We start from the raw sequence: 13,425 nt of genomic DNA, 5'->3' as shown, positions 1-13,425 counted from the left end.
TTCGTCCTGAGCCCCTCAAGGCTCAACCATGCGGAGCTTGCATAGCTCTGGGCATGATGATATGTTGATACCTCTGGAAAAGTAACAGTTTTCCCATGTCAACTAAGATGCCGCCAACTATGCCTGTACACACTCGTCCCCGGGTCGCCTCCCTTGCCATTAAAACACTCAGCAGTGCTGTCGCCTGTGCGGTGTTATTGTCACCGGCGGCATCCGCAGCCGAGCTGGGCAAGATCACGGTGCTGTCCGCCGCCGGCCAGCCGCTGCGCGCCGAGGTCGAATTATCGGCCGTCAAGCCAGGCGAGGCCGCGAACCTGCTGGCCAAGCTGGCGCCGCCGGACGCCTACCGCCAGGCCAACGTGGAATTCAATCCCGCCCTGAACGCGCTGACGTTTGCCGTGGAAAACCGCAATGGCAAGCCCTTCATCCGCATCAGCTCGGCGCAACCGGTGGCCGAACCCATGGTGGATCTTTTGCTGGAGCTGAGCAGCAAGGGCGGTCGCCAGGTGCGCGAATATGCGTTTGTGCTCGACACGCCCGAAGCGCGCCAGACGCGCGGCGCGCAAGTGACGGCGCCAGTCGAGCCAGGCAAGGCCAAACCGGCTGCCGCCGCAGCCGATGCTGCGCCGCCGGCCGCGAAAAAGGCGGCAGGCGAATACAAGGTCAAGGCGGGCGATACCCTGAGCCGCATCGCCAGCGAGCTGAAGCCTTCGGGCGTCTCGCTCGACATGATGCTCGTCGCCCTGTACCGCGCCAATCCCGATGCCTTCAAGGGCGAGAACATGAACCGCATGCAGGCCGGACGCATCCTGGCCGTGCCGGGCGCGGACACCGTGCGCGCCACGGGCGCGGCTGAAGCGAAGGGCATCGTGACGGCGCACGCCATCGATTTCGAAGCCTACCGCAACAAGCTGGCGGGCCAGGTGTCGCAAAGCAAGCCGGCCAAGGCGGCGCAAGCGACGCAAAGCACGGCTGGCAAGATCGGCGCGACGAAGGTGCAGGAAAAGCCGACGGCCGTGAGCGAGTCGCAAGACAAGCTGAAACTGTCGAAGGCGGAGCCGGCGGCCAAGTCGGCCGGCAAGAGCGCCGTCGCCAGCGAGGAAGACAAGATCGCCAAGGCGAAGCAGGTCGATGAAGCTGCCGCGCGCGTCAAAGAGCTGGAAAAGAACGTCAGCGACCTGGAAAAGTTGATGGCGGTCAAGAGCAAGGCCATGGCGGACAAGAGCGCCCCGGCGCCCGCCAAGCCGGCCGAGACCGCTGCCAGCGCACCGGCCGGCGTTCCTGCCCCGGTCGCCGAAGCGCAGCCGCCCGTGCCGAAGGCGAAGCCGGTGCCGCTGGTGAGAAAGCCGTCGCCGCTGGAACCGACCTTCGCCGACAAGATCAATGACCATATGGGTGCCATCGGCATCGGCCTGGCCGCGCTGCTGGCCGCCGTGGCCGCGCTGGTGATTGCGCGCCGCCGCAAGGAGATGCCGCCGCCGGCCGACAATGTCGCCCCCGTGTTCGAGCCGGAAGCGCCGGTGACGCCGCCGGCCGGCCTGGCGCCGGAAGACCAGCAGTCCGAAGCGAGCAACCACCTGTTCGGCACGGGTGCCGCCGCTGCCGGCGTGGCCGCCGCGGCGGGCGCCAGCATGCTCGATGCGAATGAAACGGACCCGGTCGCCGAAGCGGACGTGTATATCGCCTACGGCCGCGATGGCCAGGCGGAAGATATCCTCAAGGAAGCCTTGCGTATCCACCCGGAGCGCCATGCGGCCCGCCTGAAGCTGCTGGAAATCTATTCGGCCCGCAACGACGTGCGCGCATTTGAAGACCAGGCCAGCGAGCTGTACAGCCTGACGCGGGGCCAGGGCGAGGAGTGGCCGCAGGCGGCCGCGCTGGGTCTGGCGCTTGATCCCACCAATCCCCTGTATGGCGATACGGAAGACGACGCCGTTGTCAGCCTGAGCAAGGCTGCCGGCGACGACTTGCATGGCCAGAGCATGGACTTGTCCGACGATCTGTCTGCTCCTGAATCAGCGCCAGCGGCCGACCTGGCGCCCGCCGAGCCCGTGTCCTCCGTGATGGCCCGCGATACGCGCGCGCCCCTCGACTTCGACCTCGACAGCCTCGATTTCGAGCCCGTTTCCACCAGCGACCCGATCGTCATGCCGGGACCGGACAGCAAGCCGGTCTCCGCCGCGCAGGATGCGCAGTATGACGCCAGCATGGATTTCGGCCTGGACCTGGAGCCGCCAGCCGGCCCCGTGAATGGCGTAGGCGCCGGCTTGACGCCGTTGCCTGATCCGTTGAAGGATGTCGACCTGGCCCATTTCGACCTCGATGAACCGGTGGCGCCAGCTGCCGCGCCGGTCGCGGCGGCCGAGCCTTCCCTCGACAGCCTGTTCGACGACGCGCAAACGCCCGCCACCTTGCCGGAAGCCATACCGCCGGCACAGGAATTCGACCTGTCCGGCATCGACCTGGACCTCAACGATGGCAAGACGGCCAGCGCTGGCGTGGACGACCCGCTGTCGGCCATCCACATGGAAATGGATACCAAGCTGGACCTGGCGATCGCTTACCAGGAAATCGGCGACAAGGAAGGCGCGCGCGAGCTGATCGATGAGGTCATCAAGGGTGGCAGCGAAGAGCAGGTGAAGAAAGCGAATACCATGAGAGCTTTGCTCAGTTAAGCACCTGATACGACGTCCATGGCTGCGTTGCACGGTCTCGCCGTACTGGTCGTACTGTCTTCGACCGTGCGCCTTGCCCTGAACGCCGTCTCAGGCGCTTGTGTCGTCGGGAGGCGGGGCCGTCTGCGCGCCGGTATAATGCTTCGATGCAAAATATTACGACAGCAACGCCATTGAAGCGTATCGTCCTCGGCCTGCAGTACGACGGCACGGCCTGGCATGGATACCAGAAACAGGAAGACGGGCAAACGGTGCAGGACCAGCTGGAAAACGCGCTGGAACAGTTTGCCCGCGTGCGCCTGGCCACCACGTGCGCCGGCCGCACGGATACGGGCGTGCATGCGCTCGAGCAAGTCGTGCATTTCGATACGGAATTGAACCGCGACGTGCACTCGTGGGTGCGCGGCGTCAACGCCTTCCTGCCGAAATCCATCGCCGTGCGCTGGGCCAAGGAACTTGAAGGCGATCCGACGGTCAATGACTTCTTCCACGCCCGCTTCAGCGCGCGCGCGCGCACCTATCATTATGTGTTGTACAACAACGCCACCCGTTCGCCGCTGGTGGAAGGGCGCGCCGGTTTCTTTTTCCGTCCGCTGGACGTGGAACTGATGCGGCAAGCCGTGCAGCCGCTGCTGGGCTGGCACGATTTCACGGCCTTCCGTGCCGCGCAATGCCAGGCCAAGTCGCCCGTCAAGCTGATGCATGACATCCGCATCGAGCGGCGCGGCGATTGCGTGATTTTCACCATTACGGCCAATGCCTTCCTGCACCACATGGTGCGCAACCTGGTCGGTTCGCTCGTCTACATCGGCACGGGGCGCGAAAAGCCGGAATGGCTGGGGCATTTGCTTGAAAGTAAAGACCGCCACGCGGCGGCGCCCACCTTCATGCCGGACGGTCTGTACCTGGCGCAGATCGATTACGATCCGAAATGGGCATTGCCGCAAGACAGTAGCAGCGCATTGCCCTGGTTTTGATCTGCATCAAATCAAGTAAAGGATTGCCATGCCTCGCACACGCATCAAGATCTGCGGCCTGACCCGCGTCGAAGACATCCAGGCCGTCGTGGCCGCGGGCGCCGACGCCATCGGCTTCGTGTTTTATCCGAAAAGCCCCCGTTACGTCACGCCGCAGCAGGCCGCCAGCCTGATCGCCGCCATGCCTCCCTACGTGACGACGGTGGGCCTGTTCGTCAACGCCACGGTGGACGAGGTGCGGGCCACCAGGGCCGTGGCGCCCTTGTCCCTGCTGCAATTTCATGGCGACGAGACGCCCGAACACAGCGCCGCGCTGGCTGGCGCCGTGAATACGCCCTTTACGCAAGTGTTCCGCGTCAAACCCGACACCTCCTTTGAAGATTTGCTAGAATACGAACAGCGCTATCGCGCCGCCAGTCCCTTGTTCTCCAGCCTCTTGCTCGATACCTATGTGGATGCCTACGGCGGTGCAGGAAAGGTATTTGATTGGTCCCTCATTCCAAAAGAACTCGCGCCTCGGGTCGTTTTAAGTGGTGGCTTGAGCGTACAAAACGCGACTGACGCAGTGGTGCGCGTGCGCCCTTACGCCGTCGACATCAGCAGTGGTGTCGAAGCGTCCAAGGGCATCAAGGACGCATCCCGAGTCCGCGCGTTTATCGCCGCGGTGCAGGATGCCGATGCCATCATTGCCAGAGGAAACCACCATGAATGACCACACCACCGCGCCCGGCGCAGCCGCCGCATTGTTCCACGCCACCGATTACCCTTTTCCTGACGTACGCGGCCACTTCGGCCCCTATGGCGGCTCGTTTGTTGCCGAAACGCTGACCCACGCGCTGGCCGAGCTGAAAGACGCATACGCGCGCTACAGCGCCGACCCGGAATTTCTCGAAGAATTCCGCTACGAGCTCAAGCACTTTGTTGGCCGTCCGTCGCCGATCTACCACGCCAAGCGCTGGTCCGAGATGGCTGGCGGCGCGCAAATCTATTTCAAGCGTGAAGACTTGAACCACACGGGCGCGCACAAGATCAATAACGTGATCGGCCAGGCCCTGCTGGCCAAGCGCATGGGCAAGCCGCGCATCATCGCCGAGACGGGCGCCGGCCAGCATGGCGTGGCCACGGCCACCATCTGCGCCCGCTTCGGCCTCGAATGCGTGGTCTACATGGGCAGCGAAGACGTCAAGCGCCAGGCGCAGAACGTCTACCGCATGAAACTGCTGGGCGCGACCGTCGTGCCCGTCGAATCCGGCTCCAAGACCCTCAAGGATGCGCTGAACGAAGCCATGCGCGACTGGGTCACGAATATCGAAAACACCTTTTATATCATCGGCACCGTGGCCGGCCCCCATCCGTATCCGATGATGGTGCGCGACTTCCAGTCCGTGATCGGCGAGGAATGCCTGGTGCAGATGCCGGAAATGACGGGTCGCCAGCCTGACTACGTGCTGGCCTGCATCGGCGGCGGCTCGAACGCCATGGGTATCTTTTACCCGTACATCGACCAGAAGGACGTGAAACTGATCGGCGTGGAAGCGGCCGGCGAAGGACTGGACACGGGCAAGCACTCGGCTTCGCTGACGGCGGGCTTCCCGGGCGTGCTGCACGGCAACCGCACCTACCTGCTGCAGGACGAAAATGGCCAGATCATCGAAACGCACTCCGTCTCGGCCGGCCTTGACTATCCTGGCGTGGGCCCGGAACATGCGTGGCTGAAAGATTCGGGCCGCGCGCAATACGTGTCGATCACGGATGAGGAGGCGCTGCAAGCGTTTCACGATTGCTGCCATATCGAAGGCATCATCCCGGCCTTGGAATCGTCGCACGCGCTGGCCTACGCGGCCAAGCTGGCGGCCACCTTGCCGAAAGACCAGATCGTGCTGGCCAACCTGTCGGGCCGTGGCGACAAGGACATGCATACCGTGGCGGAACGCATGGGACTCAATTTCAACTAACAGCGTGTCAACGGGGTCAGACCCGCCGGGGGAGTGCGCGCCAGTGGTGCGCATTCCGATCCCGCAGGGACTGACCCCAGCCTTTGCTTTGGGTTGAAATCATTCCATCTATCCATCATTAAGAAAGCTCATCATGTCCCGTATCTCCGCCACTTTTGCCAATTTAAAATCCAACAACAAGGCCGCCCTGGTCACTTTCATTACCGCCGGCGACCCCGGCCCCGACGCCACCGTGCCCCTGATGCACGCGCTCGTCGAGGGCGGCGCCGACGTGCTGGAGCTGGGCGTGCCGTTTTCCGACCCCATGGCCGAAGGCCCCGTCATCCAGCGCGCCTGCGAACGGGCCTTGAAATTCAATGTCGGCATCCACGATGTGTTCGGCTATGTGCGCCAGTTCCGCGCAACGAACCAGACGACGCCCGTCGTGCTGATGGGCTATGCGAATCCTATCGAGCGCATCGGCAGCGCCGCGTTTATTGATGCAGCGCAAGCGGCCGGCGCCGATGGCGCCATCGTCGTCGACTATCCGCCGGAAGAGTGCGAGGAATTCGCCGCCGCCATGCGCGAGGCTGGGCTCGACCTGATCTTCCTGCTGGCGCCCACCTCGACTGAAGAGCGCATTGCGCAAGTGGCCAAGGTTGGCGGCGGCTTCAGCTATTATGTGTCGCTGAAAGGCGTCACGGGCGCCGGCAACATTGATACGGAACAGGTGGCAGAGCGCCTCGCGGCCATCCGCCAGCATGTAAAATTACCTATCGGCGTGGGCTTCGGCATCCGCGATGGCGCCACGGCCAAGGCCGTTGCCAAGGTGGCCGATGCCGTCGTGATCGGCAGCCGCATCATCCAGGAGATTGAAAATGCCCCGGAAGGTGGCGCCGTCGACGCCGTGCGCAGCTTTACGGCAAGCATCCGCGCCGCACTGGACGCCTGAGCAAGCTTGTTGTTTACGCAAGCTCGGGTGGCGGCAAAGTTCGACAGCCCGGCGATAAACGGCTACACTTCGGCCACTGATTTGCCTGTTATTGTGCAATAGATAAAATTTTTGGTGGCGCCCTGCGGGGCGTCGCCGTTTACCGTCTGCCGGGGGCGTCCACCGACGCTACCCCTACAAGGGCCCAAGGAGAAAATATGAGTTGGTTGGAAAAACTGCTGCCACCGCGCATCCAGCGTTCTGATGCTGCCGCGCGCAAGACCATGCCGGAAGGCCTGTGGGTCAAGTGCCCGTCGTGCGAAGCCGTGCTGTACCGTACGGACCTGGAATCGAATTTGCACGTGTGCCCGAAATGCGATCATCACATGCGCATCCGCGCGCGTGAACGCCTCGACAGCCTGCTCGACGCGGGCGGCCGCTATGAAATCGGCCAGGAAATCCTGCCCGTCGATACCTTGAAGTTCAAGGACAGCAAGAAATACCCGGACCGCCTGAAATCCGCCATGGAAGCGACGGGCGAGACGGATGCGATGGTCGTCATGGGCGGCGCCATCATGAGCCTGCCGGTTGTCGTGGCGTGCTTCGAATTCGAATTCATGGGCGGCTCCATGGGCTCCGTCGTGGGCGAGCGCTTCGTGCGCGGCGCACAGATCGCGCTGGAACAGAAGGTGCCGTTCATTTGCATCACCGCCACCGGTGGCGCGCGCATGCAGGAAGGCTTGCTGTCGCTGATGCAGATGGCGAAAACCACTGCCATGCTGACCAAGCTGTCGGAAAAGAAATTGCCATTCATCAGCGTGCTGACCGACCCGACCATGGGCGGCGTGTCCGCTTCGTTCGCTTTCATGGGCGACGTGGTCATCGCTGAACCGAAAGCGCTGATCGGCTTTGCCGGCCCGCGCGTGATTGAAAACACCGTGCGTGAAAAACTGCCGGAAGGCTTCCAGCGCGCCGAGTTCCTCGTCACCAAGGGCGCCGTCGACATGATCGTCGACCGCCGCAAGATGCGCGAAGAAATCGCCCGCCTGCTGGCCTTGTTGCAAAACCAGGCCGTCGAAGTCTTGGCTTAACGCCAAAGTAACAGGCCGGGCGGCGTCCGAAGGACCCGCCCGGTTGCCACGCCACACCGTCTCCGCGCTTCGCGCACTGTCTCCTCATCAAGAAGTCTCCCATGCAAAACCTCCCCACCACCTTGCCGGACTGGCTCGCCATGCTGGAAACCCGCCATTCGGAAACCCAGATCAACATGGGCCTGGACCGCGTGCAAGCCGTCAAGGCGCGCATGCAGCTGGCGTTTACTTGCCCCGTGATCATGGTGGCAGGCACGAATGGCAAGGGGTCCACCTGCGCCATGCTGGAATCCGTGTTGTTGCGTGCCGGCTACAAAGTGGGGCTCTACATCAAGCCGCACTTTCTTGATTTTAACGAGCGCGCGCGCGTGCTGGGCGAGATGGCCAGCGACGAACAGCTCGTTGCCAGCTTCAACTTTGTTGAAGCCGTGCGGGGCGACACGCCGCTGACGTATTTCGAATTCACCACCCTGGCGATCCTGCACCTGCTGTCGCAGGCCAAGCTGGACGTGGCCATCCTGGAAGTGGGCCTGGGCGGGCGCCTCGACGCCGTCAACGTGATCGACGCCGACGTGGCCATCGTCACCAGCGTCGATATCGACCACACGGATTACCTGGGCGACACGCGCGAAGCGATCGGCTTTGAAAAGGCGGGTATCTTCCGTCCGGGCAAGGCGGCCATTTGCAGCGACCCCGTGCCGCCGCAGTCGCTGATCGACCATGCGGAAGCCATCGGCGCCGACCTGTGGCTGATGGGCCGCGATTTCAATTATTCGGGCGACAAGCAGCAGTGGAACTATGGCGGGCGCGAGCAGCGCCGCAATTCGCTCGCTTACCCGAGCTTGCGCGGCGCCAACCAGATCCTCAATGCGACGGCCGTGCTGGCCGCGCTGGAAGTGCTGAAGCTGAAACTGCCCGTGGGCGCGCAGGAAGTGCGCACGGGCCTCGTGACGGTGGAACTGCCGGGCCGCTTCCAGGTCTTGCCTGGCCGCCCCAGCGTGATCCTCGACGTGGCGCACAACCCCCATGCAGCGTCGGCGCTGAACCAGAACCTGGGCAATATGGGTTTCCACCCGTACACGTATGCTGTGTTCGGCTCCATGCTGGACAAGGATATCGATGGCGTACTGGCCGCGATGAGCGAGCACGTCGACCACTGGTGCCTGACGGGCCTGCCTTCGCCGCGCGCGGCCACGGCCTCCGAACTGGCCGCCAAGGTGCAGATCATGCTCGAAGACAAGCCCGACAGCAGCGAACATACTGTGTCTATTTTCGATGATCCGGCACAAGCTTTTGCAAATGCAATGAGCCGGGCCGGTGAGAATGATAGAATTGTGGTCTTTGGTTCTTTCCTCACCGTTGCCGGCGTGATGAAGGCCCGAAAATCCTCACTTCACTGAAACGCACTCGACTGAAAATCACGCATGGGCTTGTTCTCGAAACTGTTTAAAAACAAGCAAGAATCCTCTGGCGAAGACAGCGGCTTTTATGTCCCTGGCGAAGCACAGTCGCCGACCCGCAAGCGCGCCGCCAACACCTCCGGTGGCGGCGGATCGCGCCGTGGCGGCAAGGAGGCGCCGGATCCGGTCTTGCCTGAAAAGAAGCGCGCACGCCGCCGCCTGGTCGGGGCGATTGCCCTGGCCCTGGGCGTAGCTGTCGGCTTGCCGATGCTGCTCGATTCCGAGCCGAAGGCGCCCTTCAACGATATTGCCATCGACATTCCGTCGAAGGAAAAGGCCGCCGCACCTGCACCGGCGCCCGTGCCGGCCATTCCGGCCCAGGCCGCAGCGAATGGCCTGGACCAGTCCGAGGAAATCGTCGATGCGCCGCTGCCGCCTGCAGCCAAGCCTACGCCCACACCGGCACCCGTGCTGGCCGCCGCCCAGCCTGCACCGGTCAAGCCGACCTATGTGGAACCGAAACCTGAGCCCAAGCCTGAGCCCAAGCCGGTCAAGGTGGAGCCGAAGCCGGAAGCGAAGCACGAACCCAAGCCTGAGCCGAAACACGAGCCCAAGCCCGAGCCCAAGCATGAAGTAAAACCGGAAGCGAAGCCCGAGACTAAGCCTGCCAAGCCGGCGCAATCGGCCGACGATGCCGCGCGCGCGCTGGCTATCCTGGAAGGCAAGCCGCAAGAGAAAGTACAAGACAAGGCGCACGACGCCGGCAGCGGCAAGTTCGTGGTGCAGGTGGCGGCCTTGGCGACGCAGGACAAGGTCGACGAATTGCAGGACAAGCTGCGCGAAGCGGGCATCAAGTCGTACACGCAAAAAGTCTCCAGCCCGGCGGGCGAGCGCATCCGCGTGCGCGTGGGCCCGTTCGGCAGCCGCGAAGACGCCGAAAAGACCCGCGCCAAGCTGCAAAAGCTGGGCCTGGGCGGCAGCCTGGTACCGGCGTGATGTTGCAAGGCTGAGCGCACGTGACGATTTTCGATTACCTGGTGCTGTTCGTGCTGGTGACGTCCGTGCTGATCAGCATGATGCGTGGCCTGGTCAAGGAAATACTGTCATTGGTCAGCTGGATCGTGGCTTTCGTCATTGCCAACGCCTATGGCGCCACGCTGGCGAAATTCCTGCCGGAAGCCGTGCCAGGCGAAGCTGTCCGTTTGTTGCTGGCATTCGTGGTGCTGTTCATCGGCGTACGCATTTTGATGGGATTGCTGTCCATGACGGTCGACGCGCTCGTCAAGGTGACGGGCCTGAGCCTGGCCGACCGCACCCTGGGCAGCCTGTTCGGCGTGGCGCGGGGCCTTGTGATCGTGCTGACCGCCGTCATCTTGTGTGGCATGACGTCCATACCGCAGCAGCCATTCTGGAAAAACGCGCAGCTCAGCCCGCTCGCGGAGCAGGGCGCGCGCGCCATCAAGCCTTATCTGCCTGCCGCTTACGCGCAGCATGTGAAATTTTGAATTTTTTTTAAAATCAGTAGCACAGTTTAGGAGCACACCATGTGTGGCATCGTCGGCGTCGTTTCCCATCAACCTGTCAATCAATTGCTCTATGATGCATTGTTGCTCCTGCAACATCGCGGTCAGGACGCGGCAGGGATTGCGACCAATCACAGCAGTATGTTTTCCATGCACAAAGCCAATGGCCTCGTGCGTGACGTCTTCCGTACGCGCAACATGCGTTCGCTGCAAGGTACGACGGGCATCGGCCATTGCCGCTACCCGACGGCCGGTTCGTCGAGCGAAGAGGAAGCACAACCGTTCTATGTGAATGCGCCGTTCGGCATCACCCTGGCGCACAATGGCAACCTGACCAACTGGGAACAGTTGAAGCTGGAAATGTTCAAGAACGACCGCCGCCACATCAATACCGATTCCGATTCGGAAGTGCTGCTCAACGTGCTGGCGCATGAAATCCAGGAAGCGACGACGGGCCTGAACCTGGACCCGGAAGCCATCTTCAAGGCCGTTACCGTGCTGAACCGCCGCGTCAAGGGTGGTTACGCCGCCGTGGCGCAAATCGCCGGCGTGGGCTTGCTGGCCTTCCGCGATCCGCACGGCATCCGCCCGCTGTGCCTGGGCATCAATGAAACGGAGCAAGGTCCGGAATACCTGATCGCTTCCGAATCCGTGGCCCTGGAAGGCATGGGCTTCCGCTTCGTGCGCGACATCGGTCCCGGCGAAGCCGTCTTCATCGATGCTGACAAGCAATTGCACAGCGCCCAATGCGCCGACAATGCCAGCCTGAACCCGTGCGTGTTCGAATTCGTCTACCTGGCCCGTCCCGACTCCGTCATCGACGGTGCCTCCGTGTACGCCACGCGCCTGAAAATGGGCGAGTACCTGGCCGAGAAGATCCGCGCCGAATTGCCAGGCGTGCATATCGACGTGGTCATGCCGATTCCCGATTCCTCGCGTCCGGCCGCCATCCAGCTGGCCATGGCGCTGAACATCGAGTACCGCGAAGGTTTCATCAAGAACCGCTATATCGGCCGTACCTTCATCATGCCGGGCCAGGCGGCGCGCAAGAAATCCGTGCGCCAGAAGCTCAACGCGATCCCGTCCGAATTCAAGGACAAGGTCGTGCTGCTGGTCGACGATTCCATCGTGCGCGGCACCACTAGCCGTGAAATCGTGCAGATGGCGCGCGAAGCGGGCGCGACGAAAGTCATCTTCGCCTCGGCTGCGCCTCCGGTGATCTACCCGAACGTGTACGGCATCGACATGCCGACGCGCGACGAACTGATCGCCTATGGCCGCACGACGGAAGAAGTGTGCCGCGAAATCACGGCCGACTACCTGGTGTACCAGGATATCGGCGCGCTCAAGCAGGCCATCGCCGACGTCAACCCGGCCCTGACCAACTTCGAAGCGTCGTGCTTCGATGGTGTGTACGTGACGGGCGACGTGTCGCAGGAATACCTGGACCGCCTGGAATATGCGCGCCACCATCCGAAGGCGGCAGCGCCCGAAGATACGCCGCGTTCCCAGCTGAACCTGAACCTGGCGACAACAGAAGCGTAATTATCTTGCCCGGCTAGCGCCGGGCTTTTTTTGCTCCGCGATCATGAACGATAAAAAAAACTACGGCTTTACCACCACCATCCTGCATAACGACCGCCGCAAGGGCATCGAGCACGGTTCCCTGCACAAGCCCGTGCATACTTCCGTTGCCTTCGGCTACGGCGATGCGCGCCAGCTCGCTTCCGTATTCCAGGGCAAGGAGCCCGGCTTCCGCTACGGCCGCCAGGGCAATCCGACCGTCTCCGCGCTGGAAGACAAGGTCAACAAGATGGAAGACGGCGTCGCCACGCTGTGCTTCGCCACCGGCATGGGCGCCATCGGCGCCGTGGTGCAGGCGCTCTTGCGCGCTGGCGACCATGTCGTGTCGTCGGCCTTTTTGTTTGGCAACACCAACAGCCTGTGGCAAACGGTGACAGGGCAGGGCGTCGGCGTGTCGTTTGTCGACGCCACGGACGTGGCCAATGTGGCCGCCGCCATCACGCCGCAAACGCGCATCGTGTTTGTCGAAACCATCGCCAATCCGCGCACGCAGATCGCCGACCTGGCGAAGATCGGCGCGTTGTGCAAGGAACGCGGCATTTTGTACATCGTCGACAACACCATGACGACGCCCTACCTGTTCCGCCCGAAAGCCGTGGGCGCTGGCCTGGTGGTCAATGCGCTGACAAAATCCATCGGCGGCCACGGCAATGCCCTGGGCGGCAGCTTGACGGACACGGGCGTGTTCGACTGGACGCAGTATCCGAACATTTTCGACAATTACAAGAAGGCGGCGCCGGCGCAGTGGGGCATCGCGCAAATCCGCGCCAAGGCATTGCGCGATTTTGGTGCCTCCCTGGGCCCGGAGGCGGCGCACCATATCGCCGTCGGCGCGGAAACCATGGCCTTGCGCATGGACCGCACCTGCTCGAACGCCCTGGCGCTGGCCACCATGCTGGCCGCCGACCCGCGGGTAGCGGCCGTGCACTACCCGGGCCTGGCCGCGCATCCGCAGCACGCGCTGGCGACGGATTTGTTCCGCAGCTATGGCTCGCTGTTCAGCTTTGAGCTGAAGGATGGCATCGATTGCTTCGATTTCCTCAATCGTCTCAATCTTGCCATTCCAGCGAGCAATCTCGGCGACACCCGCACCCTGGTCATTCCCGTCGCCCACACGATCTTTTACGAGATGGGCGCCGAGCGCCGCGCCAGCATGGGCATCGCCGAATCCCTGATCCGCGTGTCCGTCGGTATCGAGGATGAGGCGGACTTGCTCGAGGATTTCCGTAGCGCCCTGGATGCATAAAACGCCTGGGCAATAAAAAAAGGGCCGCAACAGTCATGCTGTTGCGGCCCTTTTTACATGCGGT

11 protein-coding genes are annotated in these 13,425 nt (G+C 62.8%); all 11 read left to right on the top strand.

Annotation, left to right across the window (positions count from 1 at the left end; genetic code table 11):
* Positions 1-191 precede the first annotated feature (191 nt).
* The 11 genes from BLT98_RS08490 to BLT98_RS08440 all read left to right on the top strand — a co-directional run bounded on the left by BLT98_RS08490 (position 192) and on the right by BLT98_RS08440 (position 13,361).
* Positions 192-2,675 (top strand): motility hub landmark protein FimV, encoded by a 2,484-nt coding sequence (locus BLT98_RS08490; protein WP_244517425.1) that lies wholly within the window; start codon positions 192-194, stop codon positions 2,673-2,675.
* 173 nt (positions 2,676-2,848) lie between these two features.
* A complete protein-coding gene (gene truA / locus BLT98_RS08485) occupies positions 2,849-3,652 on the top strand; it encodes a tRNA pseudouridine(38-40) synthase TruA (RefSeq protein WP_092606456.1) in 804 nt (267 codons plus the stop codon).
* A gap of 28 nt (positions 3,653-3,680) precedes the next feature.
* Positions 3,681-4,364, top strand: coding sequence for a phosphoribosylanthranilate isomerase (locus tag BLT98_RS08480; protein ID WP_092606454.1), 684 nt, complete (start codon positions 3,681-3,683; stop codon positions 4,362-4,364).
* Positions 4,357-5,607, top strand: coding sequence for a tryptophan synthase subunit beta (gene trpB, locus BLT98_RS08475; protein WP_092606452.1), 1,251 nt, complete (start codon positions 4,357-4,359; stop codon positions 5,605-5,607). The genes BLT98_RS08480 and trpB overlap by 8 nt, the downstream gene beginning before the upstream one ends.
* 133 nt (positions 5,608-5,740) lie before the next feature.
* Positions 5,741-6,538: a tryptophan synthase subunit alpha gene (trpA, locus tag BLT98_RS08470; protein WP_092606450.1), complete on the top strand. Its 798-nt coding sequence runs from the start codon at positions 5,741-5,743 to the stop codon at positions 6,536-6,538.
* A 197-nt stretch (positions 6,539-6,735) separates the two neighbouring features.
* On the top strand, positions 6,736-7,608 hold the full coding sequence (accD, locus tag BLT98_RS08465; protein ID WP_010400390.1) for an acetyl-CoA carboxylase, carboxyltransferase subunit beta: 873 nt from the start codon (positions 6,736-6,738) through the stop codon (positions 7,606-7,608).
* 101 nt (positions 7,609-7,709) lie between these two features.
* Positions 7,710-9,008 carry a bifunctional tetrahydrofolate synthase/dihydrofolate synthase gene (gene folC, locus BLT98_RS08460; protein ID WP_034783446.1) on the top strand — a complete coding sequence of 433 codons (1,299 nt, stop codon included), beginning with the start codon at positions 7,710-7,712 and terminating at the stop codon, positions 9,006-9,008.
* A gap of 24 nt (positions 9,009-9,032) precedes the next feature.
* Entirely contained in the window at positions 9,033-10,004 is a 972-nt protein-coding gene (locus tag BLT98_RS08455; RefSeq protein ID WP_092606448.1) for an SPOR domain-containing protein, read from the top strand.
* Positions 10,005-10,024: 20 nt separating this feature from the next.
* On the top strand, positions 10,025-10,513 hold the full coding sequence (locus BLT98_RS08450) for a CvpA family protein (RefSeq protein WP_034783449.1): 489 nt from the start codon (positions 10,025-10,027) through the stop codon (positions 10,511-10,513).
* Between the two features lie 39 nt (positions 10,514-10,552).
* Positions 10,553-12,076 carry an amidophosphoribosyltransferase gene (purF, locus tag BLT98_RS08445; RefSeq protein WP_034783451.1) on the top strand — a complete coding sequence of 508 codons (1,524 nt, stop codon included), beginning with the start codon at positions 10,553-10,555 and terminating at the stop codon, positions 12,074-12,076.
* A gap of 43 nt (positions 12,077-12,119) precedes the next feature.
* Positions 12,120-13,361 carry a cystathionine gamma-synthase family protein gene (locus BLT98_RS08440; RefSeq protein WP_092606446.1) on the top strand — a complete coding sequence of 414 codons (1,242 nt, stop codon included), beginning with the start codon at positions 12,120-12,122 and terminating at the stop codon, positions 13,359-13,361.
* Positions 13,362-13,425: the final 64 nt, after the last annotated feature.

The organism is Janthinobacterium sp. YR213, from assembly GCF_900099875.1.
Taxonomy (GTDB): Bacteria; Pseudomonadota; Gammaproteobacteria; order Burkholderiales; family Burkholderiaceae_D; genus Janthinobacterium; species Janthinobacterium lividum.
Note: the sequence above shows the minus strand (reverse complement) of the source record. Positions and strands in the feature narration are given on the sequence as shown.